General features: G+C 72.0%; 28 protein-coding genes. 11 read left to right on the top strand and 17 right to left on the bottom strand.

Annotated elements, in window-relative coordinates:
* Positions 1 to 19 precede the first annotated feature (19 nt).
* Positions 20 to 439 (bottom strand): ATP-binding protein, encoded by a 420-nt coding sequence (locus C4V41_RS32855; protein ID WP_146103879.1) that lies wholly within the window; start codon positions 437 to 439, stop codon positions 20 to 22.
* A 93-nt stretch (positions 440 to 532) separates the two neighbouring features.
* Positions 533 to 1,177: a response regulator transcription factor gene (locus C4V41_RS32850; protein WP_103959843.1), complete on the bottom strand. Its 645-nt coding sequence runs from the start codon at positions 1,175 to 1,177 to the stop codon at positions 533 to 535.
* 192 nt (positions 1,178 to 1,369) lie between these two features.
* Here C4V41_RS32850 and C4V41_RS32845 point away from each other — a divergent pair, with 192 nt between their 5' ends.
* From C4V41_RS32845 to C4V41_RS32835, 3 genes are read left to right on the top strand one after another with little or no spacing between them, the layout of a single operon-like run.
* On the top strand, positions 1,370 to 1,852 hold the full coding sequence (locus C4V41_RS32845; RefSeq protein ID WP_103959948.1) for a cation:proton antiporter regulatory subunit: 483 nt from the start codon (positions 1,370 to 1,372) through the stop codon (positions 1,850 to 1,852).
* An 8-nt stretch (positions 1,853 to 1,860) separates the two neighbouring features.
* Positions 1,861 to 3,030: a cation:proton antiporter gene (locus C4V41_RS32840; RefSeq protein ID WP_103959842.1), complete on the top strand. Its 1,170-nt coding sequence runs from the start codon at positions 1,861 to 1,863 to the stop codon at positions 3,028 to 3,030.
* A gap of 23 nt (positions 3,031 to 3,053) precedes the next feature.
* The gene (locus C4V41_RS32835) at positions 3,054 to 3,662 is read left to right on the top strand and encodes a pentapeptide repeat-containing protein (protein WP_103959841.1); all 609 of its coding nucleotides are present in this window, start codon (positions 3,054 to 3,056) and stop codon (positions 3,660 to 3,662) included.
* Here C4V41_RS32835 and C4V41_RS32830 read toward each other — a convergent pair.
* Positions 3,659 to 4,522, bottom strand: a complete 864-nt coding sequence (locus C4V41_RS32830; RefSeq protein WP_103959840.1) for a helix-turn-helix domain-containing protein — start codon at positions 4,520 to 4,522, stop codon at positions 3,659 to 3,661. The two genes, C4V41_RS32835 and C4V41_RS32830, sit on opposite strands and share 4 nt — an antisense overlap.
* Before the next feature lie 91 nt (positions 4,523 to 4,613).
* Between C4V41_RS32830 and C4V41_RS32825 the strand changes: the two genes are divergently transcribed.
* On the top strand, positions 4,614 to 5,396 hold the full coding sequence (locus tag C4V41_RS32825) for a phytanoyl-CoA dioxygenase family protein (protein ID WP_103959839.1): 783 nt from the start codon (positions 4,614 to 4,616) through the stop codon (positions 5,394 to 5,396).
* Here C4V41_RS32825 and C4V41_RS32820 read toward each other — a convergent pair.
* Complete coding sequence (locus tag C4V41_RS32820) at positions 5,393 to 6,250, bottom strand: helix-turn-helix domain-containing protein (RefSeq protein ID WP_103959838.1); 858 nt, start codon at positions 6,248 to 6,250, stop codon at positions 5,393 to 5,395. The two genes, C4V41_RS32825 and C4V41_RS32820, sit on opposite strands and share 4 nt — an antisense overlap.
* Before the next feature lie 102 nt (positions 6,251 to 6,352).
* On the opposite strand from C4V41_RS32820, the gene C4V41_RS32815 reads away from it, so the two are divergent.
* Positions 6,353 to 7,339 (top strand): aldo/keto reductase, encoded by a 987-nt coding sequence (locus tag C4V41_RS32815; RefSeq protein WP_103959837.1) that lies wholly within the window; start codon positions 6,353 to 6,355, stop codon positions 7,337 to 7,339.
* Between the two features lie 9 nt (positions 7,340 to 7,348).
* On the opposite strand, the gene C4V41_RS32810 is transcribed toward C4V41_RS32815, so the two are convergent.
* The 3 genes from C4V41_RS32810 to C4V41_RS32800 all read right to left on the bottom strand — a co-directional run bounded on the left by C4V41_RS32810 (position 7,349) and on the right by C4V41_RS32800 (position 9,598).
* Positions 7,349 to 8,338, bottom strand: coding sequence for a hypothetical protein (locus C4V41_RS32810; RefSeq protein ID WP_103959836.1), 990 nt, complete (start codon positions 8,336 to 8,338; stop codon positions 7,349 to 7,351).
* Entirely contained in the window at positions 8,328 to 8,900 is a 573-nt protein-coding gene (locus C4V41_RS32805) for a copper resistance CopC family protein (RefSeq protein WP_103959835.1), read from the bottom strand. Before C4V41_RS32805 ends, C4V41_RS32810 begins: the two co-directional genes overlap by 11 nt.
* Positions 8,901 to 9,001: 101 nt before the next feature.
* The gene (locus C4V41_RS32800) at positions 9,002 to 9,598 is read right to left on the bottom strand and encodes a hypothetical protein (protein ID WP_103959834.1); all 597 of its coding nucleotides are present in this window, start codon (positions 9,596 to 9,598) and stop codon (positions 9,002 to 9,004) included.
* A 70-nt stretch (positions 9,599 to 9,668) separates the two neighbouring features.
* Between C4V41_RS32800 and C4V41_RS32795 the strand changes: the two genes are divergently transcribed.
* On the top strand, positions 9,669 to 9,959 hold the full coding sequence (locus C4V41_RS32795) for a hypothetical protein (RefSeq protein WP_103959833.1): 291 nt from the start codon (positions 9,669 to 9,671) through the stop codon (positions 9,957 to 9,959).
* Here the strand turns inward: C4V41_RS32795 and C4V41_RS32790 are convergent.
* From C4V41_RS32790 to C4V41_RS32765, 6 genes are all read right to left on the bottom strand, one after another.
* Positions 9,949 to 10,971, bottom strand: a complete 1,023-nt coding sequence (locus C4V41_RS32790) for a fatty acid desaturase family protein (RefSeq protein WP_103959947.1) — start codon at positions 10,969 to 10,971, stop codon at positions 9,949 to 9,951. The genes C4V41_RS32795 and C4V41_RS32790 overlap by 11 nt on opposite strands.
* Before the next feature lie 234 nt (positions 10,972 to 11,205).
* Positions 11,206 to 12,345, bottom strand: a complete 1,140-nt coding sequence (locus tag C4V41_RS32785; RefSeq protein ID WP_103959832.1) for an FAD-dependent monooxygenase — start codon at positions 12,343 to 12,345, stop codon at positions 11,206 to 11,208.
* 26 nt (positions 12,346 to 12,371) lie between these two features.
* Positions 12,372 to 13,952 carry an MFS transporter gene (locus C4V41_RS32780; protein WP_146103878.1) on the bottom strand — a complete coding sequence of 527 codons (1,581 nt, stop codon included), beginning with the start codon at positions 13,950 to 13,952 and terminating at the stop codon, positions 12,372 to 12,374.
* Positions 13,953 to 14,023: 71 nt separating this feature from the next.
* Positions 14,024 to 15,424 carry an FAD-binding oxidoreductase gene (locus tag C4V41_RS32775; RefSeq protein WP_103959830.1) on the bottom strand — a complete coding sequence of 467 codons (1,401 nt, stop codon included), beginning with the start codon at positions 15,422 to 15,424 and terminating at the stop codon, positions 14,024 to 14,026.
* Positions 15,425 to 15,491: 67 nt separating this feature from the next.
* Positions 15,492 to 15,734, bottom strand: coding sequence for a hypothetical protein (locus C4V41_RS32770; RefSeq protein ID WP_103959829.1), 243 nt, complete (start codon positions 15,732 to 15,734; stop codon positions 15,492 to 15,494).
* Between the two features lie 69 nt (positions 15,735 to 15,803).
* Positions 15,804 to 16,748, bottom strand: a complete 945-nt coding sequence (locus C4V41_RS32765; protein WP_146103877.1) for a hypothetical protein — start codon at positions 16,746 to 16,748, stop codon at positions 15,804 to 15,806.
* A gap of 257 nt (positions 16,749 to 17,005) precedes the next feature.
* Between C4V41_RS32765 and C4V41_RS32760 the strand changes: the two genes are divergently transcribed.
* On the top strand, positions 17,006 to 18,715 hold the full coding sequence (locus C4V41_RS32760) for an exo-alpha-sialidase (RefSeq protein WP_235030528.1): 1,710 nt from the start codon (positions 17,006 to 17,008) through the stop codon (positions 18,713 to 18,715).
* Between the two features lie 123 nt (positions 18,716 to 18,838).
* Here C4V41_RS32760 and C4V41_RS32755 read toward each other — a convergent pair whose 3' ends face one another.
* Positions 18,839 to 19,696, bottom strand: coding sequence for a DUF2382 domain-containing protein (locus C4V41_RS32755; RefSeq protein WP_200824383.1), 858 nt, complete (start codon positions 19,694 to 19,696; stop codon positions 18,839 to 18,841).
* Between the two features lie 137 nt (positions 19,697 to 19,833).
* Positions 19,834 to 20,394 (bottom strand): DUF4142 domain-containing protein, encoded by a 561-nt coding sequence (locus tag C4V41_RS32750; protein ID WP_160150477.1) that lies wholly within the window; start codon positions 20,392 to 20,394, stop codon positions 19,834 to 19,836.
* A 139-nt stretch (positions 20,395 to 20,533) separates the two neighbouring features.
* Here C4V41_RS32750 and C4V41_RS32745 point away from each other — a divergent pair, with 139 nt between their 5' ends.
* On the top strand, positions 20,534 to 20,992 hold the full coding sequence (locus C4V41_RS32745; protein ID WP_103959824.1) for a pyridoxamine 5'-phosphate oxidase family protein: 459 nt from the start codon (positions 20,534 to 20,536) through the stop codon (positions 20,990 to 20,992).
* Here the strand turns inward: C4V41_RS32745 and fxlM are convergent.
* Complete coding sequence (gene fxlM, locus C4V41_RS32740; protein WP_103959823.1) at positions 20,985 to 22,157, bottom strand: methyltransferase, FxLD system; 1,173 nt, start codon at positions 22,155 to 22,157, stop codon at positions 20,985 to 20,987. The genes C4V41_RS32745 and fxlM overlap by 8 nt on opposite strands.
* Positions 22,158 to 22,286: 129 nt before the next feature.
* On the opposite strand from fxlM, the gene C4V41_RS32735 reads away from it, so the two are divergent.
* Complete coding sequence (locus tag C4V41_RS32735) at positions 22,287 to 22,574, top strand: HesB/IscA family protein (RefSeq protein ID WP_103959822.1); 288 nt, start codon at positions 22,287 to 22,289, stop codon at positions 22,572 to 22,574.
* A gap of 45 nt (positions 22,575 to 22,619) precedes the next feature.
* Here C4V41_RS32735 and C4V41_RS32730 read toward each other — a convergent pair whose 3' ends face one another.
* Positions 22,620 to 23,600 (bottom strand): acetylxylan esterase, encoded by a 981-nt coding sequence (locus C4V41_RS32730; RefSeq protein WP_103959821.1) that lies wholly within the window; start codon positions 23,598 to 23,600, stop codon positions 22,620 to 22,622.
* Between the two features lie 113 nt (positions 23,601 to 23,713).
* On the opposite strand from C4V41_RS32730, the gene C4V41_RS32725 reads away from it, so the two are divergent.
* On the top strand, positions 23,714 to 23,989 hold the full coding sequence (locus C4V41_RS32725) for a hypothetical protein (RefSeq protein ID WP_103959820.1): 276 nt from the start codon (positions 23,714 to 23,716) through the stop codon (positions 23,987 to 23,989).
* Positions 23,990 to 24,253: 264 nt separating this feature from the next.
* Complete coding sequence (locus C4V41_RS32720) at positions 24,254 to 25,567, top strand: alpha/beta fold hydrolase (RefSeq protein ID WP_160150476.1); 1,314 nt, start codon at positions 24,254 to 24,256, stop codon at positions 25,565 to 25,567.
* The last annotated feature ends 62 nt before the right edge of the window (positions 25,568 to 25,629 follow it).

Genomic DNA, 25,629 nt, shown 5'->3' with positions numbered 1-25,629 from the left:
GTCGGCGGAACCAAACCGATCAGGCTTCTGAGGGTCTCACCTGCAGCGGAGCCAGGCGGGCGGCCAGCTCGCACCAGACCACTTTACCTCTCTCACCTGGAGAGATGCCCCAGCCGGTGGAGAGCAGCCGGACGACGTGCAGCCCCCAGCCGCTGGCCGGGCCCGGTTCGCGGGGTTCGGGCAGCGCGGGGCCGGAGTCGCTCACCTCGATGCGGATGTGCGTCATGGTGCCCTCAAGACGCAGCGCGGGCGAGCCGTCTCCGTGCACCAGCGCGTTCGTGACCAGCTCGGACACGACCAGCAGGACGTCTTCGTGACGCCCCCGGTAGTCGCATTCGTCCAGCACCCGGCGGGCCAGCCCGCGCGCCACCGTGATGCTGCCCATCTCCGCCGGCAACCGCGTGTCCACCAGGTACGGCTTCGCCTCCTTACTCGCCACGCATCTACTTTCGAGGAGGTCTTCGAAGGTCACGAGACGCAAGCGCGTCAGGCGGGCTGGTACAGATGCGGCAAGCTCACTAGTGCGTTTGCGTCAATCCAACAACCCGTCCCTGCGCGCGAAGGCCACCGCCTCCAGCTTGGACCGCGCCCCCAGCTTCTCCAGAACATGCTGTACGTGGTTACGCGCCGTGTTGCGGGCCACCCCGAGCCGCTCGCCGATCTCGTGGGTGCTGGCACCCTCGGCCAGGAGCAGCAGCGTCTCCCTCTCGCGTACGGTCAGCGCCGCCCCCATGTGCCCCGCCCGCCCGGTCAGCCGGTCGAGCACGCCGGGAAGCAGGCCGGGCGCGAACACCACCCCGCCGGCCGCCACCTCGCGCACCGCCGACTCCAGCTCGCCCAGCCGGGACGACTTCACCACCAGCCCGGCGCCCCCGGCCGCCACCACCCGGGCCGCCACGGAGGCGGTCGCCTCGGCGGTGAGCACCAGCACGCGGACCCGGGGGGCGAGGGCGGTGAGCCGGCCGATGGCCGCGACGCCGTCGCCGTCGGGCAGGCGGCGGTCGAGCACGATGACGTCGGGCTGGCACCTGCCGGTCTCGGCCAGGGCCCCGGCGACGCTGTCGGTCTGCGCCACCACCTCGATGTCGGGAGCGCGGCCGAGCGCCAGGCCGATGGCCTCCGCGACCATGGCGTGATCCTCCACGATGACCAGCCGGATCGATGGAGCGGTCGGCATGGTGTGTGTCCCTCGGTATCGCCATCGCGGCACGGCTCGCGTCACCAGCAGTTTCGCACGCCCGGCCCTCGGCGCGCACAGAACCGCGGTGACCCGTCGTGAAAGTCGGCGGCGGGCGATCTCACGAGGATCGACGGGGTATCCCATTGATAGGGTTGTCCGGAAATATGCGGATCTGAACGGGTGGGTTTGGTGGAGGTCGAACAAACAGCACTACCGGGAATCGGACTGCGGCACGATTTCACCACCCGCAAAGGTCAGCGGGTCGGCCTCGTGTCCTACCGCACCGGGCGCCGCGATCTGGTGATCTACGACAAGGACGATCCCGACGCGGTCTGCCACACGGTCAGGCTGAACGACGAGGAGGCCGACGCCCTGGCCGAGCTCCTGGGCGCCCCCCGTATCGTGGCCCGGCTCAACCAGTTGCACCAGCAGGTCGAGGGCCTGGTCAGCGTGCAGCTCCCCATCCCGGCGGACTCCCCGTACGCGGGCCGGCCCATGGGCGACGCCCGGGTGCGGACGCGTACCAGCGCCTCCATCGTCGCGGTCGTCCGCGGCGGGCAGGTGTTCGCCAGCCCCGGCCCCGACTTCGTGTTCGGCGCCGGTGACGTGGTGGTCGTCGTGGGCAGCGAGGACAGCACGGGCGAGGTCGCCGACATCCTGGTTCAAGGGTAGGGCCGCGGGTGCACCATACCGCGGTCGTCTTTCTCGAAGTCGGTGCTGTCCTGCTCGGCCTGGGGATCCTGGGCGCGCTGGCGTTGCGCGCCGGAATCTCCCCCATCCCGCTCTACCTGATCGCCGGACTGGCGTTCGGCACCGGCGGCGTGCTGCCGCTGGCGACGAGCGACGCGTTCCTGTCCATCGGCGCCGAACTGGGCGTGGTCCTGCTGCTGCTCACGCTCGGCCTCGAGTACAACGCCTCCGAACTGGTCACGAGCCTCACCGGCAACGCCCGCGCGGGCATCGTCGACCTGGTGCTCAACGCGGCGCCCGGCGCCATCTGCGCGTTACTCCTCGGCTGGGGTCCCGTGGCGGCCGTGGCCATGGCCGGCGTCACCTACGCCACCTCGTCGGGAATCACCGCCAAGGTGCTGTCCGACCTGGGGTGGCTCGGTAACCGGGAGACGCCGACCGTGCTGTCGCTGCTGGTCTTCGAGGACCTCACGATGGCGGTCTACCTGCCGGTCCTGACGACGCTGCTGGCCGGGCTGGGCGTGGTGAGCGGGGCCATCTCGGTGGGCATCGCGCTGCTCACCGTCAGCGTGGTGCTGATCGTGGCGCTGCGCTTCGGGCGCTTCATCGAGGCGTTCGTGTCCAGCCCCAACTCCGAGGTGCTGCTGCTCAAGGTGGTCGGGCTGGCGCTGCTGGTGGCGGGTCTGGCCCAGCAGCTGCAGGTGTCGGCGGCGGTCGGCGCGTTCCTCGTCGGCATCGCGCTGTCCGGGGAGCTGGCCGAGGACGCGCAGGCGCTGCTCGCGCCGCTGCGCGACCTGTTCGCGGCGGTGTTCTTCGTCTTCTTCGGCCTCCAGACCGATCCGGCCAAGATCCTGCCGATGGCGGGCCTGGCGGCGCTCCTGGCCCTGGTCAGCATGATCACCAAACTCCTGACCGGCATGTACGCCGCCAAACGGGCGGGCATCGCCAAGGCCGGCCAGGCGCGGGCGGGCATCGCGCTCATCCCGCGCGGCGAGTTCAACATCGTCATCGCGGGCCTGGCGGTGGGCGCGGGCGCCGATCTCGTCCATCCCGACCTGGGCCCGCTGGCGGCCGCGTACGTGCTCATCCTGGCGGCGTTCGGGCCCCTGGCGGCCAAGCTGGTGCAGCCGTTCATCACCGCGATCGCCAAACGGGCCTGACGGCGATCCGCTAGTTTGTTCGCATGGCAGACCGGAAGAACGCGCCGCCCACGGAGAAAACGGTCAGGCCCGCTGACTGGGACAGCCTGGAGATCTCCGGCGAGGTCCACCATCGGGTGCTGTTCCAGGACGTGGACATGACCGAGCTGGTCGACCACGGCTCCTCGTTCGAGGAGTGCCAGTTCAGGAACGTGCGGTTCAACGTGTCGGTGCACGAGGACGCACGCTTCCTCAACTGCGTGTTCTCGCGCTGCTCGTTCTTCGACGCCACGTTCAGGGGGTGCAAGCTGACGGGCAGCGTGTTCGACGGCTGCACCTACGGGCTGCTCAAGGTCGAGGGCGGCGACTGGTCCTACGTCGCGCTGCCCGGCGCCGACCTGCGCGGCAGCGCCTTCACCGGTGTCCGGCTGCGCGAGGCCGACCTGACCGGGGCCCGGCTGGAGGGCGCCGAGCTGCGGCGGGCCGACCTGTCGGGGGCGTGGCTGCACTCGGCCGACCTCACCAGGTGCGACCTACGCGGCAGCGACCTGAGCACGCTCGACCCGCACACGGTCACGATCAAGGACGCGATCATCGACCCGTTCCAGGCGACGGTCGTGGCCGGGACGCTGGGGTTCACCGTCCGCGGCTAACGGCCGGCACGGCTGCGCCGCCGATATTCGGTGGGCGTCAGCCCGGCCAGCGCGCGGAAGCGGCGGGCGAAGTACGTCGGGTCGTCCCAGCCGACGGCGGCGCCCACCCGGGCGGTCGGCAGGGCCGAGTGCGCCAGGAGCGTGGCGGCCCGCTCGGCCCGCACCCGGGCCAGGAAGCCCAGCGGCGTCAGCCCGACGTGCCGCCTGAACAGCCGGCCGAGATGGGCGGGATCGACACTGACCGCCCGGGCCAGATCGTCCAGCCGCCACGGATGGGCGGGGTCCGCCTCCAGCCGGGCGACGGTGGCGGCGACCGCGGGGTGGACGGCCGGCTCGGGCGTCTCCCGTTCGGGTTCGCGGCCGTCGGCCAGGACGCCGAGCACGGTGACCAGCCGGCCCAGCACCCGGCCGGGCCTGCGCCGATCGCCCCCGAGGTCGCGTCCGAGCAGGCCGATCTCCGCGACGGCCTCGTCGGCGGCGGCCGGATCGACGGTCGTGACCGCCACACCGTGCGTGCCGGACGCCACCGGGTCGATCCAGAGCAGCCGGCGCAGCATCGGGATGTCGTACAGCGCCGCCAGTTCGCCCCGTAGCGCCTGGGCGGACAGGCAGCAGTTGGCCACCGTCAGGCCGGCGCAGTCGCGGAACCCGTGCCAGGCGCCGGGCCGGAGCACGATGACCTGCCCGCGCCACAACGGATGCGCGCCCCGGCTGGTCAGGTGCCGGCCGCGACCGGCGCCGATCACGGCGATCTCGAGGAAGTCGTGCGCGTGCGGCTCGACACCGACCTCCAGGTGGTGCACCCCGGCCAGCACCGGGTCCCCGGCGAACAGCGCGTGCTCGTGCAGCGTGTCAGGCATGTCGGGATCGTACGAGTACTCGCCGGGATCGGCCTAGCCCCGGGCGGCCCGCCACGACGACGCTTGCGGTACCCAACCTTGGAGGTCAGTGATGGGAACGAGCACGCACGAGCGGGACGTGGACGCCGGCGGCCGGGTGCCGGACGAGCTGGTGTCGGCCTACCGCGAGCACGGTTTCGTCCGAGTACGAGGTGTCCTCGAACCGGCCCAGGCCGAGCGCTTCCGGGCCGGCGCCGAGGCGTTCCTGGCGGCGCATCGCGCGGAGAGCCTGGAGAAGCAGGGCGTCTTCAGCCAGCTCGTCAACGTCTGGCGGCGCGACCCGCTACTGCGGGAGCTCACGTTCGACCAGCGGATCGGCCGGATCGCCGAGCGGCTCGCCGGGTTCCCGCTGCGGCTCTGGCACGACCAGATGCTGGTCAAGGAGCCGCACAACAACGCCGCCACGGAGTTCCACCAGGATCGCCCGTACTGGCCGCACGCGGGCGACCGGCTCCCGCTGTCGGCGTGGATCGCGCTGGTCGACGTGCCGCCGGAGCGGGGCTGCATGACGTTCCTGCCCGGCACCCAGGACCGGACCGGGCTGCTCCCGCAGGACCTCCACCACGAGGAGGACCTGTTCACGATGGACCCGTCGCTGCGCTGGATCCCCCGCGTCACCGTGCCGCTCCGGGCCGGCGACTGCACCTTCCACAGCGGCTACACCGGTCACATGGCGCTGCCCAACCGCACCGACCAGGCCCGGTTCGCGCACGTCACCATCTACATGGACGCCGAGGCCCGCTACAACGGGGCCGGGCACGTCGTGACCGATCCCCTCGGACTGGCCGCGGGCGACCGGCTGGACGGAGACGCCTTCCCTCGCCCGTGGGCCTAGCCGCCCACCGCGCGCAGGGCGCCCGGCAGGCGGCCGTTGAGGCGGTCGATGGCGGCCGCGGTGGCGGCGTCGGCCGGGAGGTAGACGAGGATGCGCTGCTCGCCGTCCGAGAGGTCGAGGGGCTCGCGGTTCAGCCGCAGCTCGCCGGCCTCCGGGTGCGCGAGCCGCTCGACGGGCGCCATCCGCGGTGGTTCGAGCGGCCGGGCCAGGCGGGCGGTGAGGGCGTCTCCGGCGGCGAACGACAGCTCGGCGATCAGCTCCTCCGCGTACGGGTCGTCGCCGCCCGCCTCCAGCTTGAGCGCCGCCGCGTGCTCGTCGGCGACCTGCTCCCAGTCGGGGTAGGCGGTCCTGGCCCGCGCGTCGGTGAAGACGAAGGCGGCCAGGTTGGGCGCGTCGCCCTCCAGCAGCCCGCTGGGGCCGTAGAGGCGTTCGAAGCCGGTGGTGTGGGCGAGCACGTCGCCGAGCCGGTTGAGCAGCACGGCGGGCGCGGGCTCCAGCCGGTCGAGCACCGCGCGCACGGCGGGCCGCACGGCGCTGGCGGGGGCGTGCCCGCCGGCCGGGCACAGCGCGATGGCGCCGTTGCTCATCTTGGCCAGGTTGCGCAGGTGGATGCGCTCCACCGGGGTCATCCGCAGGGTGTCGGCGAGTGTCACGAGCACCTGGACGGACGGGTTGCGGTCGCGGCCCTGCTCCAGCCGGGTCAGGTATTCGACGCTGAGCCCGGCCACGGTGGCCAGCTCGGACCTGCGCAGCCCGGGCGTGCGCCGCCGGGAGCCGTCGGGCAGGCCGAGCTCGGCGGGCTTCATCGCCTCGCGGCGGGCGCGCAGGAAGAGGCCCAGTTCGTTGTCGCTCACGGCCCCGATTGTAGGGGGAAGTCCGTTTTCTATCGTGTCCCTGCCAAGGCCAGTCTACGCTCGGCCTTCCTCCCGGCCGGGCGGCCCGGCAGGGTGGGGATCATGAGATATCGCCTGCTGGGCCGTACCGGGCTCAGGGTTTCCGACTTGTTCCTCGGCGCGATGACCTACGGCGAGCCGTCGGCGGAGGTGCGGCGCATCTTCGATCTGTACGCCGACGCCGGCGGCAACGTCGTGGACACCGCCTCCATGTACGGCCCCAGCGAGGGCGTCGTCGGCGAGCTCCTCCAGGGCCGCCGTGACCGTTTCGTCCTGGCCACCAAGTACACCGGCACCCGCGACCGCACCGACCTGAACGCCGCCGGCAACCACCGCAAGAACCTCACCCTGTCGCTGGAGCAGAGCCTGCGGCGGCTGCGTACCGACTACATCGACCTGTTCTGGGTGCACGTCTGGGACCGGAACACGCCGATCGAGGAGACGATGCGGGCCATGGACGACGCGGTCCGCGCGGGGAAGGTGCTCTACACCGGCATCTCCGACGCGCCCGCGTGGGTGGTCAGCGGGGCCAACACGCTGGCCGAGTGGCGCGGGTGGACGCCGTTCGCGGGGTTGCAGGTGCCCTACAGCCTGCTGCAGCGCGACGTGGAGCGGGAGCTGCTGCCGATGGCGCGGGCGTACGGGCTCAGTGTGGCGGCGTGGGCGGTGCTCGGGCGTGGCGTGCTGTCCGGCCGGTACGCGGAGCCGGGCGCGGCGGCCTCCCGGGTGTCACCCGGCACGATCGGTGAACGGGACCGTACGGTGGTGCGGGCCGTGCTGGACGTCGCCGGCGAGCTGGGCGTCACGGCCGCACAGGTGGCGATCGCGTGGGCGATGCGGCGCGGGGTGCATCCGATCATCGGGGCGAGCAGCGCCGAGCAGCTCAAGGACAACCTGGGGGCGTCGGAGGTGGAGCTGCCCGAGGAGGCGCTGACGCGGCTGGAGTCGGCGACGGCGTTCGAGCTGGGCTTTCCCGGCGACTTCATCGGCGAGGTGGACCGCAGCCCGGACATCTACGGCGACGACCTCCCCCGCCTGCGCGGCCGCTGACATCCAACGTCAGCACAGCGCCATGGCGGTCTGCCACAGCTCGGGCAGCGCCGCCAGCACCAGGTTGCCCCGGTGCCGGCGGTCGGCGAAGCTCTCGGCGTCCAGGTCCGCGAGCAGCTCGCGCAGCCCGTCCTCGTGCCCGCTCTCCCCCGCCGCCGCCCGTTTGGCCAGGCAGCGCGCGTACGTGGCCACCAGCCAGAACACGGCCTCCCGATGCAGCCCCCGCCGGATGAGCTCCCGGGTGCCGTCGATGGCGATGGGCCGCGCCAGCTCGGTGATGTCCGAGGCGAACGGGTAGGAGGGGGCGTGCACCGGCGCCGCCGCGTCGAACACCCGCTCCAGCGCCGCCAGGTGCCGCTCCACCCGAGCGGCGGCCAGGCCGGCGCAGCCGAGCAGGTCGAGCAGGCTCTCGTGGTAGGACGCGCGGCCGTGTTCGGCGAGCAGGTCGCGGACGGCCGCGTACCGGCGGCGGACGGTCGGGTTGCGCAGCGCGGCGACCAGCAGCACGTGCGTGGTCACCCCGGTGCCGAACAGCCAGGCAGCGACCTGGTCGGGCAGCGGCGCGGATTCGTCCATGCCGTTGATCCAGCCGCGTACCCGGTCCATGGCGTTGGTGCAGCGTGCCAGGACCCACGGCCGTTCGGCGAAGTCGCGGGCCACCACGCGCTGCAGCTCGGCCAGCCGCCCGGACGGGTCGGCGAGCACGCCGGGCAGGTGGAGGCTGCCGGCCAGGTGGTAGTCGCTCAGCACCTCGTGCGGGGATCCGAGCCCGGGGATCGAGGAGACCTCCAGGATCACCCCCCGGTAGGCGAACTTCCCGAGCCGCACGGCCGGTTCGGCGACCAGCATGACGTCCACGTCGGAGGCCGGGGCCAGCTCGGCGCGCGGGTCGTCCCACAGCGCCGAGCCGGTCAGGAACGCCCCGCCGAACCCGGGCAGCGCGGCGCCCTCCTCCAGCACCCACTGCCGGGCGATCCGCCTGGCCTGCTCAATCCGCATCCGCGTCCTCCCGATCCGGAGCACGGCGCGAGGTCCTGATCGCGACGACCGCGCCCACCACGACAAGCCCCGCCAGCCCGCCCCAGATCCAGACCGGCACCCCCGCCGGCGCGGCGGGCGGGACGGCGGTCGCCGTGAACTCTACGGCCGACGGCTCAGTGGACGGCACCGACGATGCCGATGCCGCTGGAGAACGTGATCCTTTCACGCGGAACGGGATCTCGCCCTCGATGGGATGGCCGTCGGAGGAGACGACCCGCCAGGCGATCGTGTAGGCGCCCGGCGCGATCGGCCCCGTGACCTCGGCGGTCACCGTGGGCCCGGAGAGCCGCGGCCTGCTCAGCCCGACCTCGTTGCCGGCCGCGTCGTGCAGCACGACGAACGGGAACTTCACGCTCGCGGTGTATTCGAGCTCGATCTCCTCCAGCGAGGAGACCTGGGCGTCCTTGGCGGGTGAGCTGCGCTTGAGCGTGTCGTGGGCATAAGCGGGCGAAGCAGGAAAAGTCAGGAAAACGGCGCAGGCGAGCGCCGCCCCGAGGACGGGTCGCGGCAGGAATGCCATGATGGGTCTCCAGAATGATCTTCCGGACGACCGGGCCCGTGGCGCCGGTGTCCGGACGCGGGCGAGGCGAAAGAGGCGGAAAGAGGAACGCGCGCGAAGCGTCAGTGACGCGGCGCGGCGGGCGGACCTCGCCTGCTGATCGTGCGGGAGACGACCCTGCCCGCGTGCGCGGGAACGTCGTCCGTCATGGGCCGCCACGACGGCGGCCCGGCGATGTCGGTGACGGTTACGGCCGCGAGCGGCCTGATGATCGGGCGCGGCGCGCCGTACAGGCGGATCAGCAGCCACAGCGCGCACTCGCCCCGGTGCAGCCACCACGCCGTCAGCGCCGCCACCGTGAGGTGGACCAGCACCATGCCGGGCGCGGGATGCCCGTGCGCGGGGTCGGGCCCGGCGCCCGGTGCCAGCCGTTCGAAGAGCTGGTGCAGCACCATCTGGGTGCTCACGGTCGCCGCCAGCACGGCGGGCAGGCCGCGCTCGCGCCCGTCGATCAGGTGCGCCAGCCCCAGCGCCGCCAGCACTCCGGCCAGGTAGACCCCGAACGGCACCATGGCCCCGCCGGCCAGCGCGTGCCCGCCCGCGGACACCACTCCGCAGACCGTCGCGAACACGACGGCCCGCGACAGGCGCAGCACCGCAGAGGCGACCAGCGCGGACGGTGGCGCGGAAGGCGGCACGGAGGGTAGCGCGGAGGACACATCCGCCATCCTTACACGGTTCGCTCGTTCCCGGAGGTTCACGACCGGAGCGCCCGGGCAGCGGACGGCGATGGAGACCGCCTTCAGCGCCGGCCCGGACCTGGAACGTCAGGTCCGCCAGGAGCTATCGGACGCGGGTTTCACCATCGAGCCGTCGCTGATGTCGGCCGATGGAGGGCTCGGCGTCTGGCACGACCCCACGCGCGGTGTCGTCGTCACCTGGGGCACCTCGGCCGAGCAACTGGTCAAGTACGCCACCATCCGGGCCGCGGTGCAGCTCGCGCTGCGGACCATCCTGGCCGAGGCAGGTCACCAGTTCAGGGAGGACTTCGGGGGTCTGGAGCTGATCGTCACGTCCTGACCTCGCGCAGCGGCCTGCCCACCTCGTGCAGGTGGCGCAGCGCCTGGCGCCATGACTCGATCAGGCCGCACTCGACGTAGGCGACGCCGAGCGACTCGCAGTATTCGCGCACGATGGGCTGTGCCTTGCGCAGGTTCGCGGTCGGCATGTTCGGGAACAGGTGGTGCTCGATCTGGAAGTTGAGGCCGCCGAGCGCGGTGTTGATCAGGCGCCCGCCGCGGACGTTCCGCGAGGTGAGCACCTGGCGGCGGAGGTAGTCCAGCTCGTCCTCGGCGGTGAGCACCGGCATGCCCTTGTGGTTGGGCGCGAACGTGCACCCGAGGTAGACGCCGTAGCACGCCTGGTGGACGACGAGGAACAGCAGGGCCTTGGGCAGCGGGAGCACGAGGAACACCGCGCCCAGGTACGCCAGGACGTGCGCCGACAGCAGCGCCCCTTCGAGCCCTCTGCCCTTGAGCGACGGCCGGCGCAGCGCGCGGAAGCTCGACACCTTCAGGTTGATCCCCTCAAGGGTGAGCAGCGGGAAGAACAGGAACGCCTGCCGCCGGCCGATGAACCGGGCGATGCCGCGGCTGTGCCCGGCCTGCTTCTCCGACCAGACGAGGATGTCGGGCGAGACGTCGGGGTCGTGGTCCTCGTGGTTGGGGTTGGCGTGGTGGCGCGTGTGCTTGTCCATCCACCAGCCGTAGCTGAGGCCGACGGCCAGGTTGCCGGCCACCAGCCCGGCGATTCTGCTGGTCCGCCGCGAGCGGGAGATCTGCCCGTGCGCCAGGTCGTGGGCCAGCAGGGTGACCTGCGCGAACGCCACCGCCAGCAGCGCCGCGATGGGTAGTTGCCACCAGGAGTCGCCGATCGCGGCGAACACCGCCCAGCTTCCCGCGAACAGCCCGGCCACCAGCCCGATCCTGACCGCGTAGTAGCCGGGCCGCTTGTCCAGCAGGCCCGCCTGGGCGATGCGGCGCGACAGTTTCGCGAAGTCGCTCCCCCGTGCCCCCGTGCGAGGCGTGTCCATCACCGTCAAAGTGCCCTCCGATGCCGAGGCGACGTACGTGATCAGTCATCAGCATCGCGAGAGAACGGGTGCGGGCGGACCCCCGCTGTCACCCGGTTTTCCGGTAGTGCAGGCCCTACCATGGGGAGCGCGTACGGCGCTCCCGCCGCCTGGGGATCGGACCGGCCCAGCGCACTCAGCGTGGCAGTGGACGACCTCACCTGATGGGGAACGGCAGGCGGCGGGGGCGCCAGCTCAGGTCGGCTGGAGGGCCGGCATGGGCTCGGGGGCCGCGGTCACGCCGTGCACGTGCAGTTCGGGGCGGAAGGCCGCGAGGTAGGCCGTCCGGTTCCTGAAGCTCGCGGCCAGGGCGTCGCCGTAGTCGATGAGCTGCCGGTGCACCTCCCTGCGGGGCTCGTAGCGGGCCGAGAGCAGCCGGTCGAGCAGGTCGCGGTCGTCCCCGGCCGCGCAGATGACGTCGGCCAGGATCTCGGCGTCGTGCAGCGTGTAGCTCATGCCCATCCCCGTCATGGGGTGGCAGGCGAACGCGGCCGAGCCCAGCAGCGCCGCGTTGCCCTGGTGGTAGGCGTCCACGCGCATCGCGGAGACCTTGATCCGCTGCCAGGTGGCGGGCTGCAGCGCGTTGAAGGCGTCGGAGCTCTCGGTGACGAACTTCTTCAGCTCGTCGAGCAGGGCGGGGATGCCGTCCTGGAAGATCTCCTTGTCGTCCTCCGGGGGTAAGCCCACGAACACCCTGGCCTGGTCCCTGTTGAGCGGATAGAGGTAGGTGAGCCAGCCCTCCGAGCTGAAGTACAGCCGGTTGAGCTGGGCGACGCTGGCGCTCAGCGGGACGGTGGCCACCCGCATCAGCAGCCGCTCGTACGGCATCGTGCGCTGTTCGATGCCGAGCGCCTGCCGTACGGCGGACTTGGTGCCGTCGGCGCCGATCACGACGCCGGCCCGCAGCCTCCGTCCGTCGCTGAGCGTCAGCTCCTCCACCTGGCGCTCCACCACGGCGATGTCGGCGATGCTCGCGTCGAACCAGAACTCGACGCCCTCCATCGCGCAGGAGGTGTAGATGAGTTCGACCAGTTCCCGGTACGGGCGGATGAGGAAGCCGCCGTCGGGGAACCGGCAGTCCTGGATGGGGTCGCCATCGTGGTAATACCGGATGAGGTCGCGCCTGAGGCCATGGCGTCCGACGAGATCCGCCAGTCCGTGCCGGGCGAGCACCCGCAGCCCAGGAGGCTTGAGGAAGTCGGCGCCCGCGCTCGGGACCGACGGTCCCTGCTCGATGACCACGACGTTCTGCCCGCGGCGGCCCAGCAGCAAGGCCAGGAAGCAGCCGCCGAGCCCGGCGCCGACGATGGCTACGTCGCACGATGTGGTTGCCATGACGAGAGCCCTTTCGAATGGTTGAACTAGTGCGTATGCCCGCGGGTGCCTGCGAGCGGACCGGGTTCGGCCGTCCGCGGCCGCGGGATGTGGTCCATGGGGGGTGTGCGGGTCTCGACTGGCAGCAGCGCGTCGGCCTCGGCCGCGACGGTGGCCAGGGTCATGCGCAGCTCGAGGAGCAGCCGGCGCGGCACCTTGATCATGACGTCACCCGGGTCCGGCCGTAGCCGGGTGATCTTCGTGAGGGCCAGTGCTCCGATGAGCACCGAGATGGCGACGCACGTCGCGAGCGCTCCGGCCAGGCCCGCGGAGGGCCCGGTCATGAACGGGTGGTCGATCACGACCGACACGACGGCGACGCCGACGGCACCGCCGACCATGCGGGCCATGGTGGCCGCGCCGACGGCGGAGGCGTACTGGTGGGGGCGGGCGGCCAGGGTGGTGGCGACGGAGGTGCCGGGCGCGAGCGCGCCCACTCCGATGCCGACGACGACGCTGGCGACCAGGCCCCACACGGTGGGACCTGCCTGCGTGAGCACGAGCACGCACGCGCCGCCGCAGAGCAGCGAGCCCGCGTAGATGAGCCCGTACGCGCCGATCCGTTTGACGACGCGCCCGGCCAGGAAGGCCGTGACGACGACGGCCACGGAGGTGGGGGTCAGCCACATGGCCACTTCGAGCATGGGGTAGCCGAGGTGGAGCAGGTAGAGGGGCTGTACGGTCAGCAGCCCGTACGACAGCGCGCCGAAGCCCCAGGTGGCCAGCCAGCCCCAGACGAACCGGGGCCGCCGCCACAGGGCCAGGTCGATGGCGGGCAGGCGGTGGTGCCTGGCCTGCGCGAGCGCGAGCCCGAGCAGCGCGAGGGCCGCGAGCCCGAGCCACAGCACGTCCGTGCCCCAGGCCATGGCCTTGGAGATGGCCAGCACGACGACGGCGATGCCGGCCGCCAGCAGCCAGGCGCCGAGCACGTCGGGGATGCCCTTGGCCTTGACCCGCTTGCCGGGCGGGAGCGTGGTGCAGGCGATCAGGAGGGCGACGCCGATGACGACGTCGGGCACGAACAGGGCCCGCCAGCCGACGGTGGCGGCCAGCCAGCCGCCGCCCGCCTGCATGAGCAGGCAGCCCAGCCCGGAGGCGGAGCTCCACAGCGCGATCGCACCGCGCCGCTGCGCCTCCGGCAACTCCCCGAGCAGCAGTCCGAGGCTGGCCGGGATCATCGCGGCGGCGCCGGCGCCCTGGACGGCCCGTGCGGCCAGCACGTACGACCAGGGTTCGACGGTGACGGTGGCGATCCCGCCCAGGATGAAGATCACGAGCCCGACCGCCAGCACCCGGCGGCGGCCGAACAGGTCGGCCCATCGGCCCGCGGTGGCCAGCAGCGCCGCGATCGGGATGAACGCCGCGCTGGTCAGCCAGACCAGGTCACCGAGTGGCATGCCGGCGCCCGCGGGGGTGTACCGCAGGACTCCGACCGCCAGTGTGGTGGCCGTGGTGTCGGCCATCACCGTCAACATGACGCCCGCGCCGACCAGTCGCAGCATCACTGCGTGACGGCGGGTCGCGCCGGCCGTGCCCGTCCCCCGGACGGCCGCTGGTGACGAACGCACGTGGTCCCCTCCTCGGAAGAGCCGTTATGTCGGCCTCGCGCGCACACTCCGGCGTGTGCGGGCGGGGTGGTTCAGGCGCCGTACCGGCCGGGCGAGAGCAGGCCGTCCGGGTCGAGCGCGGTCTTGAGCCTGTGCAGCATGCCCAGGCTGGCGGTACTGGTCTCCGACCACACGTCGGCGGCGGCGTGGTCGATGTCCGAGCGGTAGATGGCGCAGCCGTGCCCGCGCAGCAGGCAGTTGCCGTCGTTGCGGAGCTGGTGCGCCCGGTACGGCGCGCCGGGCGCGCCACGTTCGAAGAAGATCTGGATGACGCCGTTGGCCAGGTGCTTGCCGACGAAGTTCCACTCGACCATGAGGGCGGTGCTGTGCGCGTCCACGGCCGTCCGCAGGGCGGCCAGGAGGTGCTCGGTCCTCCGCGCGTGCATCGGGAGCAGCGGCAGCAGCGCCAGGAAGCCCATCTCGCCCTCGTCGATCAGGTCGCACGAGGTCACGCCGAGCGCGTTGTGCACGCCGCGGCAGGTCGGGATGCCCTGCGCCATGAGCGCCCTGGGGTAGAGCGGGTCATCGGGGCTCACCTCGGCCGCGTCCACGACGCGCAGCGCCTCGGCGCCCTCGACTTCGATGAGCGCCTTGCGCAGCAGCTCCTCGGCCAGTTCGACGGTGGCGTCACTGCCCATGAGCGGCCCGAGGACGGTGAACAGGCCGGGGTCGACGCCGGCGGGCAGCATCCAGTCGCCGCCGGCGGGGGTGAGCGAGAGTTCGCGTACGCGGAGCAGCCCGTCGGCCGGGTTGCCGCGGCGCAGGAATCCGGTGATCGCGCCGACCGCGGCGCCGACCTGGTCGCGGCCCATGCGGCCGTGAACGAGCCCGATGGTCTGCGGGCGCGGCACCAGCGACACGGCCATGGCGGTGACGATGCCCAGGTTGTGCTGGATGAAGGCGGGCGTCAGGTCGGGCCCGGCGACCCGGCCGTGGTAGCGCCCCGCCGGGTCCAGCCCGCCGGTGGTGACGACGCTGCCGTCGGCCAGCACGGCCTCGATCCCGGCCACGTCGTGGACGCGGGAGCGGATGCAGCCGTCGCCGCGGTCGAGCGCGTTGCCGACCACGGAGGTGTCGGCACACGAGGCCGTGACGTTGAGCATCCACGGCGTGTCGCGCAGGACGGCGGCCAGTTGCCGCTGGGTCACTCCCGGCTCGATGACCGCGAAGCCGTCGTCGAGGTCGAGGCTGCGTACCCGGTTCATGCCACTGAGGTCGACGACCAGGTTGTCGTCCGTGACCGGCATGGCCGAGCCCATGCCCCAGTTCCTGCCGGTGCTGATCGGGTACAGGCGGAGCCCGGCCGCCATGGCCTGCCGTACGAGTGCGCGTACCTCGTCGAGGCCGCGCGGTGCGTCCACCCCCGCCACGGTCCGCGGCTGATGGCCGCCGACGTCACGCGACCTCAGCTCCAGTCGCGGTGATCCCTGCATGGCTCTCCTCACAAAGGTGAGTTATCGCTCTTCCGGCTCCCGGCCGGGAGCCGCTGGGGCGCACCGCTCAGACGGTGTGCTGGAGCAGGTCGTCGATGGAGCCGATGGCCTGGTTCGACATCTCCCTGATTTCGAGCAGCCGCCGCTCGGCGTGGTCACCGGGTTCGGGGGCGGGGTCGATGGGCGGGAGGTCGAGCGTGCCGCGCGGCGGCGCCTGCGCGGGGACCTCGTGCAGGCCGTACGGGTGGCGCCGGACGTGGTCGGTGTGGTCCCGCCTGGAGCGGGCGGGGAGATGCGGGGGGGTTCGCATGACGGGAGCTCTCCTGCCGGATTCGTATGGGGTTTTCCGGACGACCGCTCGCCGTTGAGCGGCTCGAGGTCAGCGCGCGTCCTCCTCGATGCCGGTGTTGATGCCGTCGTTGATGCCGTCGTTGATGCCGGCGTTTCCGGATCGTGGAGTGACGGCCGCGGGGGTGGCCCGTGGCACGCCGTGGTTGATGACGCTCGCGGCGATGCGGCGCTCCGCCAGCCCCATGTGGGGACGGCCGGCGCCGTTGGAGCCCGGCCGTGCGGTGGCCGAGCCGCGGATCATGGAGCTGGCGTGCACCCAGCGGCGCGCCTCCGCCAGCACCTCGCGCTGCGCGCGGCTCAGGTCCGCGTGCCGCGCGTAGTGCTCGCAGACGGCCCGCGCCAGCACCCGTGCCATGACGAGGTGCTCTTCGCAGGCGCCCGCGACCTTCGCCTCCAGGCCGACGACCTGGGCGAGGAGCAATTGCAGGTGCGGCAGGCCCGAGGAGCGCTCGAACCCGTCGAGCTCGGCCAGCCGCTCGGGCCAGCGCAGCCGCCGCTCGATCGCGGCGCACACGTTCGCCACGAGCAGGGCAGGGGGCTGGCCGTCGAGCGCGTCGCCCGGGGTCAGGCCGCCGACCTGCACGGCCCGCTGGGCGGTCGGCTCGAAGTCGTTCAGCCGGCGCAGCCCGCTCTGCAGCAGGCGTACGCGGTTGTGCAGGCACGCGGCGCTCCAGCCCAGCACCAGCAGGCGGTCGGCGTCCGCCTCGCAGTGCCAGCCGACCAGCGCCACTTCGCGCGCCATGCGGTGGTAGAGCACCCATGACTCCTGCGCCCCCACCGGCGCCGCGGTGTCGATCCACACCTGCAGGCCGCCCGGGGGCAACTCGCCGACGCCGATGTCCAGGCCGGCGGGCGCCACCCTGGCGCAGATCCGCTGAACGACCCGCTGCTGCGCGGCCGTCTCCGGCGTCATGGGCACGGGGCCCGGTAGCACTCGCTCTGGGGCCACTTTCGCCCTCGGCTCGATGCTCATCTGGGGCCACCTCCTGACCCGCGGGTCCTCTCGACCCTCGTAAATTGGCACTTAATAGTGCCGCCCCGATCGTCGTCAGACCGGGGTTTTCTGTCAACTGTCACTTTACGGAGATGCCCGGCTTCCCTGGGGGCGCGACGGCGGCCCACGCGTGAACGCACGACTTCCCGCAGGTGAATGCCGTGTTTCGGGAGCCCGATGATCTAGAGTCCGTACGGTGCGGTGATCGGGTACGACGGTCGAGGAGCAAGCCGTTGGTGGTGCACAGAGCCGTGGTGGCGGCCATGTCGGTGGCCGCCGGACTGCCCGCGCAGGCCGGTCCGGCGCAGGCCGGGGCCGGTTACTGCGTGCTACCGGATCACTCCCAGCAGTCCGCGCCGAGCGGGGCTTACCTGATCGATACTGCTTCCTCACTAGACTGGATTCATCCCAATCCGCCCCCTGCGGCACCCGAGCCGACCGAGTCGGAACGACTGGACTTCGCCGGGTTCCCGAACGTCTCCGCCCTCGACACGATCGGCCGCGACGGCGCCCCGGCGCAGAAGGTGATCACGACCTACACCACGAACGTGGACAAGGTCGTCACCCTGACCAACGCCGCGTCGGTGTCGGCGGACGGCGGGCTGACCTTCGGCCCGTCGAGCCAGACACCGCTGCGCGAGTCACCGATCGAGCTGCACGACGGCCGCTACTTCGCCACCGAGTACTACCTGGCCAGGACCGATCCGCACACGGCGCGCCTGGGGGTGCTCACTTCGTCCTCGCTGGACGACGAGGAGGGCTGGGTGCGTTCGGAGGCCACGCTGAGCACGCCCGGCGACCTGCTGCACGGCGGCGCGGCGCACGGGGCGCCGGTCCAGCTCGCCGACGGCACGATCCTGATCACGGCCTACGCCCGGTACGGCCATACGGGGACGTACCAGGCCGAGGTGTACGCCAGTGGTGACGGCGGCCGCACCTTCGCCCGGCGCGGCGTGATCGCCGAGCCCTCGGCGGAGTTCGTCTACAACGAGGCGGCCCTGGAGCAGACACTCGACGGCAGCCTGCTGGCGGTGCTGCGCCGCGACGGCGGCCCGTACTCGACACTCCACCAGAGCCGCTCCACCGACGGCGGCCGCACCTGGTCGCCGGTGCGCGAGGTGCGCTTCACCGGCCAGGACTGCGTGGTGCGCGGCGTGGCGCCACGGCTGCTGCTGACGCCGGGCGGCGTCCTCGTGCTGAGCGCGGGGCGGCCCGACAACTGGATGGCGGTCTCGCCCGACGGGCTCGGCGAGGAGTGGCTGGAGCCGCGGGTGACCTACCACAACCGCGACGGCATCTGGGACACGCACGGCTCGTCCGGCTACACCGGCCTGGCCGCCGTCGGCGCGCACCGGCTGATCCAGGTGTTCGACAACTGCAAACTGCCCGGGGTGAACCCCGACGGGCTGCTCAACGAGACGACGTGCCCGGCGCACGGCCTGTTCGAGTACGGCGGCTGGTACGCGGTCAAGCGCCTGCTGTTCACCGTGGCCACCCCGGGCGGCGGCCGGCGGCTCGACCTGGCCGCGCTCCGCCACAGCGGCCGCCTGCGGATCGAGACCACCATGCGCTGGTCGAGCCCGTACCGTCCGAGGGCCCGGCCCTCCGGGGCCATCGACGGCAGCACCGGCTACTGGTCCAGCGCCGTCGCCGCCGGCCGCGGCCGCTACGTCCTGCACCTGGGCCGGCGTCACCACCTCAGCCGCATCGGCCTCAGCCTGCGCCCGGGGCATCCGGCCGGTGCGCGGGTCTACGTCTCCGACGACGGCCGCTCCTGGGGTGAACCGGTCGTCACGATCACCGGCAGGACCGACCACGCCCTGCGGTACGACGAGATCGGCCGCGCGGCCCGGCATGTCAAGATCGTCGTCGAGCCCACGTCCGGTTGCGACCCGGAAATAGGGCGGGAGTGCGGGATTCTGAACGAGGTCGAGCTCTATTCATAAGCGCCCGGGATTTCGGACGACAAAGTTTTCCGCCGGTTGCCGAATATCGTCATTCAAAGTCATAGGCGCCCGCGAAGGTGCGGCCGGGCCGCCCTCCACGTGGCGCCTTCATCTTCTCAATGCTCACCGCTCCGGCGGGATGTCGTCGTCGCGGCCGAGCATGCCGCGTTCATCCCTCAGCCCGTCCATGGGTTCGTCCATGGCTTCGTCGCCGATGGTGCCGTCCTCGTCGATCTCCAGCCGCTCCCTGCGGATCTGGCCCTCGACGGTCTCCTCGTGCTCGACGTCCCGCTTGCGCAGGTGGACGCGCTCGACCGGCCTGGTCTCCTTGCCGACGACCGGGCGCTCCTCGTGCAGGATCATCTGCCGGTCCTCCTCGCCGATCTCGGCCGTTCCGAGCGCCTCTCCGTCGCGGATGGGCTCGCGCTCGATCACGACCTCCTCGTGCGAGAGCGGGATGGTCTCGTGCACGTTCTCGGTCTCGACGTACTTGTGCAGGCGGACGCGGCCGGTCTCCCTGCTCTCCTTTCCGACGTGCAGCCGCTCTTCCGACATCGTCATGTCGATATCGCCCTCGTCCATCAGACCGTCGTCCATCAGGCCGTCGCGCATTTCTCCGGTGATGGGTGTTCCCATGCTCGGTTCGCCGCTGGTGCGCTGCTGCGGAATGGTGGACGGCCGCATGCCGTAGTAGCGGTAGAGGTCGGCCTCCTCCCGCAGCGACAGGCGTTCGTCGGCGTCGATGTTGGGCGCCCCCTTGATCATCTCCTTGTCGAAGGGGACGTGGATCTCCTCTCCCGAGTGGCGGGTGTTGGAGAGCGGCACGAAGGTCTGCTTCATGCCGAAGAATCCCGTGCGGACCGTCACCCACTCCGGCTCGCCGGTCTGATCGTTGAGGTAGACCTGGCCTACCTTGCCGATCGACTGTCCGTCCGAACCCACCACGTGACAGTCGAGCAGGTGGCGGATCTCTGTTTGCATGGCCACGACGATCCCCCCGATGTGATGTCGTCCTGGTTCAAATGGGATGAATACCCCATATCGCCATAAAGCCACCCAGGATTCGCGCCACGTTTTCGCATGGCGACCGCGCGCTTTCGTTCGGTCACGCTGCGCCGTCAGTCGCCTTGAGCCCTGCGCAGCGCCGACAGGTGCTCCTGCAGCGACGGCGCCGCGGTCTTGGCCAGCGCCACCACCGCCGGCGAGGAGCCCTTGGAGATCTCCGTCTTGGTGGCGGCCAGCGCCGCCTTGTGCGCCTTGATCATGCTGGACAGGAAGTCCTGGTCGAAGTCCTCGCCCGTGGCGTCCTCCATGCGCAGAAGGTCCTGCCGCTGCCCGGCGCTCGGCGAGGTGGGCAGTTGCACGCCGAGTCGCGTGGCCGCCTGGGTGAGCGCGGCGTCGAGCTTGGTGTGGTCCTTGACGAGCATCTCGCCGACCGCCTCGACCTGCTGGCCGACGCCCTTGTGCTTGGCCAGCCGCCCGGCCTGGACCTCGGCCAGGTTGCCCTGGTGGATGGCCCGCATCCAGGTCTTGTCCTGCTCGGACGGCTGGGCGTCGGTCTTGGGCGCGAGGGCCGCGGCGTCCTGCGGCACGTCGGCGCCGCAACCGGGCAGGACGGCGAGGGCCACGGCGGCCAGGGACAGGGGCAGGGACAGAGGCGGGATCAGGCGAAGGCGCATGAGTTTTCCTATGACATCGTGATACAGATCAAATACAGAGCGTAACCGTCGCCTGGATGCTCCCCGGGTATTTCGCCTTCGGCGTCGTCGCCAATAATGACGGGGACGATCCGTCACCTCGGACAGGAGCCAGGACCCCATGACCCGACCCGCCCCGCGTACCCCTGAGCAGCGCAGACAGGACACCCTGGAGCGTCTTGAGCACGACGTCGACGTCTGGGTGGCCACCGCCGGCGAGGGCGGGGAGCCTTACATGGTGCCGCTGTCGTTCCTCTGGGACGGCTCCGTCCTGCTGATCGCCACGGCCAGCGCCTCGGTCACCGCCCGTAACCTGCTGGCCAACGGCCGGGCGCGGATCGGCGTCGGGCTGGTGCGCGACGTCGTGCTCATCGACGGGACGGCGCAGGCGACGCCCGCCGGTGACATCCCGGCGGAGGTGGGCGACGCGTTCGCGGCCAAGACGGGCTTCGATCCGCGCGAGGAGAGCGGCTCCTACCACTACTTCCGGGTCACGCCGCGGCGGTTGCAGGCGTGGCGGGAGGTGGAGGAGCTGGCCGGGCGCGACCTGATCCGCGACGGCGAGTGGACCGTCACCTGAGAGCGACCACCAGCGTGGTGTGACGCTTCCGGATGACCACGGCCCCCTCGAGCTCCGCCTCGTCAAAGGAACGGCCGCCGGAGCCGGTGGCGGGGCTGGGGTGGGCCTCGATGCGCAGGGCGGTCGCCTCGGGGCGGCCGGCCTCATCCCAGGCTCTGACGTGCGCGGCCAGCTCCTCGGCCAGCCGGCCGCCGTCGGGCCCGTGGCCGCGGGCGGCCAGCGGGCCCTCCATGGCGAGGACGGCGATGCTGTCGCCCTCGACGATCCCCGCGGTGGCGGCGTACCCGGTGGCGGCCGATTTGCCGGCCAGGGCGCACCAGCGGGGCTCGTGCAGCGCCAGCCACAGCGAGACCCCCATGCCGGCCAGGAACGGCGACGCCGGCTCCGCGCCGATGGCGACGTCGGTGGGCGCGGTGTCGAGCACGGCCGCCACGTCGCCGACCTCGCGCGGCCAGGGCAGGCCGAGCACCAGGTCCGGATCCCGGCGCAGCATGATGGTGACCTCGGTCCCGGCGTACGGCCCGCGCATCCGCATGAACCCGCACGGCGCCACGGACCGGCTGACCCAATGGTCGCCGTCGCGCTCCATGGCCACCGACACCTGCACCCCGCGCAGGTCGAGCGGCACCACCAGCCGCCCGCCCGCCCCGAGCTGCGCCAGCCACGCCGGCGCCAGGTCCCACACGCCCACGGTGGCGATCAGCCGGTCGTACGGGGCCAGATCGGGCCATCCCAGGCCCCCGTCGGCGCAGACCACCTCGGCCCGCAACGGCCCGGCGGCGGCCAGGTGCCGTCTGGCCTGGCCGGCGACGTCCTCGTCGATGTCCACGCTGACCACGCGGCCACCGGGCCCCGCCAGCCGGGCCAGCAGCGCCGCGTTGTAGCCGGTGCCCGCGCCGATCTCCAGCACCCGGTGCCCCGGCTCCACGCCGAGCTGGCCGAGCATGATGGCCATGATCGCGGGCTGTGAGGACGAGCTGATCGGCCGGCCCTCGTCGTCGCGTTTGGTGACGATGGGCTCGTCGCGGTAGGCGTCCTCGGGCGCGACACCGGGCACGAAGACGTGGCGCGGCACCGCGAGCATGGCCGCGGCCACGGGTTCGGCGATGGCCTGGCGCTCCCGGAGCAGCGCCACCATGGCTTCCCTCTGGATCGCGAAGTCCATGCGGCCATTGTCCACGCGGTCCGGGATCTTCCGGGGATCGTTGGTAAAGAAATCCTCAGGGAGGGTTGAGACGTGAAAGAGCGGGCAGGGCAGGCAACTCCTGAACGTCGAACGTGAGGAGGAGCCGTAGTGCTCACCCTGACTGCAAACGCAGCCCAGGCGATCCGTGACCTGACCGCGGCCGCGCCCGAGCCTTCCCAGAGCGGGATTCGCATCTCGTCTCAGGGCGAGGGCGCGAGTTCGCTGACCCTTTCCCTGGCCACCGCCCCCGAACCGGCGGACGAGGTGGTCGAGGCCGAGGGCGCCCGGGTCTACCTCGACCCGGTGGCGGCGACCGTACTCGAGGACAAGTCGCTGGACGCCGGTGCCGATGACCAGGGAAGCGTGTCGTTCCTGGTCACCGAGCAGACGGCCTGACGCGGCTCCCGCCGTGCCGGTCCTCCGGCACGGCGGGGCCTCCGCTCAGCCGTCGGCCAGCAGCTTGTGCAGGTAGCGGAGCTGCTCCTCCGACTGGTAGCCGCCACCGCCCTCGTGGTTGTTCCAGGGCCACACGGTGATCTCCTTGGGGCCCTGCCAGTGGTTGTAGGCGGCGAACACCGTCGACGGCGGGCACACGTCGTCCATCAGCGCGACCGAGTAGAGCGCCGGCACCTGCCCGCGGGCGGCGAAGTTCATGCCGTCGAAGTACGACAGCGTGCGGAACACCTGCTCGGCGCTCTCCCGCCGGGTCGCGAGAAACCGGACCAGCTCCTGGTACGGGTCGCGCCCGGTGATCTCCACGGCCCGCCGGAAGTGGGTCAGGAACGGCACGTCGATCAGCGCCGCCTTGATGCCCGGCCGCAGCGCGGCCGTCGCCTGGGCGATGCCGCCGCCCTGGCTGCCGCCGGAGACCACGATGCGGTTCGCGTCCACGGCCGGATGCCCGGCCGCCGCGTCCACCGCCCGGACCGCGTCGGTGAACACGCGCCGGTAGTAGTAGTCGGCCGGGTCGAGGATGCCGCGCGTCATCATGCCGGGCGCCTCCGGGCCCGCGCTGCCGTGCGGGTCGCCGGTCGTGCCGGGGTGGCCGACGTTCGCGCCGCCGTGGCCGCGCGTCTCCATCACGAACACCGCGTATCCGGCGGCCGGCCACATCAGGTGGTCCTTCGGGAAACCGCGTCCGCCGCTGTAGCCGATGTAGTGCATCACGCACGGAACCGGGCCGTTCACGCCACGCGGCAGCAGGAACCAGCCGTTGATCCGGTGGCCGCCCCAGCCGGCGAACGACACGTCGAACACGTCCACGCCGCTGAAGGGCAGGTCGTAGGGCACGTATTCGGCGGCCAGGTCGAACTCGGCGGCCTCCGCCAGGGTGCCGGCCCAGAACGCGTCGAAGTCGGCGGGCTCGTCGCGGTCGGGGAGGTAGCTACGGAGCTTGTCGATCGGCAAGTCGAACAGGGGCACGGTGGTTCTCCAGCCTGTAGAAACGATGCTGATATTTCACCCCATCCAGGCGGAAAGCGGTATCCCGGGTCCGGCTCGCGCTGGAACCACCAGATCTGGGTAGTCACCGAGCCATGATCGAATATCTCATCCAGGTCTCCCACGAGCGGCTCTCGTCCGGCCTCGTCCTGGACGCCCCCGCCGACACCGACGACTTCCTCGTGGTGCTCGGCGACGAAACCGAGGCCCGGGCGCAGTTGCTGAGCGACCATACCGGGCGGCCGCTGCTCAGGATGGGCGGCTATATGACGGGCAACGGCTCGGTGGTGGACGAGTGTGTTTGGACGGTGACCGAAACCACCCGTCAGGGCGACCGCGTCCGCCTACGACTGGGCGACGCCCTCCCCTGACTTTCCCGACCACTCAGGCGGCGCGGTCGCCCGGCCACCGGAACGACGCCCGCCCCTGACCACCTCGGCAACGCACGTCCTTGGACCTCCCCTGCGCCTATCCGGGCGACGCCCTTCCCTGGGCCACGCGAACCCCGACGACCCCAACGACACACCTGCCTGACCGCCCAAGCTGCGGGCGTGCCCGGCCTCCTGGGCGACGTGCTTCCGGCCCCATTTCGTATTCGCTGACCTGCCGGGGCGATGTGCACTACCGTCCCTTTCGTGGCTTCTTTCGCCAGGCTGGCCGGGCGGGTGGTGGTCGGTGCCGGGGTGCTGGCGCTGTCGCCGGTGCTCGGGCTGGCCGCGCTGGCCGGGACGGCGATGGTGGGCCTGGAGCCGAAGGTGTTCGCGGTGTGCGGGCTGGCGGTGTTCGCGTCGGTGTTCTTCCTCGGGCTGCTGCTCTGCGTACCCAGACCGGGCGCGACGTGGGGCCGGTGGTTACGCGCGCTGGTCGTCCTCGGGGTGGAGGCCGCGGTGGTCTGGCAGGTCTCCACGGCCACGCTGAATCCCGCCGCCGGGCAGCCCCCGCCCGCGAAGGTGGCCGGGCAGCGGGAGTGGCGGCTGACGACGGGCTCGGAGCTGGCGTACGTGCGGCGCGCGCCCAAGCGGGTCACCCGGGCAGAGCCGGTGGTGTTCCTGCACGGAGGCCCCGGCGTGGCCGACCTGGCGGCGAACGCGGCCTTCTACGGCAGGCTGGCGTCGGCCGGCTTCCAGGTCTACGTCTACGACCAGTTGGGCGCCGGGCGCTCGGCGCGGCTGACGGACCCGGGCGGGTACGGCCTGACCCGCGACGTGGCCGACCTGGAGGCGATCCGCCGGACGGTGGGCGCCGACCGGCTGAACCTGGTCGCCCAGGGTTACGGGGCGCAGCTCGCGGCGGCGTACCTGGCGGAACATCCCGACCGGGTGGCCAGAGCGGTCCTGTACTCCCCCGCCGGCCTCTCCCCCGGCCGCACGACCACCGGCCGCACTTCCACCGACCGGCCGGGATCGACGGCCCTGCTGGGGCCGGCGGGCATGCTCGGCCCGGCGGGGGTCCCGGACCCGCGCACGCTCGCCCTCAGCACGCTGCTACGCGTGGATCCCCAGGCCGCGCACGCGTTCGCGGGCGACCACGAACTGGACGCCCACCTCACCCTCATCCGCCACCAGACCTCCCACCCATGCCCGGCCCCCACCGCGCCCGCCGCGTCGAAGAGCCCTGCCCCTTCAAAAGCCGCCGGCCCGTTCGACGGCTCAGAGAGCCAGGGTGACGTCGTCGGCGGGTACGTCGGCTGGGCCGGGCGGCTCACGCCCTCGTCGCTCCGGAGCGATCTGGCCGGGGTGAAGGCGCCCGTGCTGGTCGTCAAGGGCGCCTGCGACGAGCAGAGCTGGTCGGCCGCCATGGCCTACCGCCACGCCCTGCCCACCTCCCGCTTCACCTACGTCACCGACTCTGCCGCCTACCTCACGGCACTACGAACCTTCCTCACCGACCGCCCGGTGACCCCATACGACGGCGACACCCCACCGGCGAGCTACCGCGGCCCCGCCTGACCGGCCCCACCTGCCTCACTTCGGCGCGGGTCCCTTCAGAAGGGACCCTGGCCGCCGCGGAC

The organism is Nonomuraea solani, from assembly GCF_900108335.1.
GTDB lineage: Bacteria > Actinomycetota > Actinomycetes > Streptosporangiales > Streptosporangiaceae > Nonomuraea > Nonomuraea solani.
Note: the sequence above shows the minus strand (reverse complement) of the source record. Positions and strands in the feature narration are given on the sequence as shown.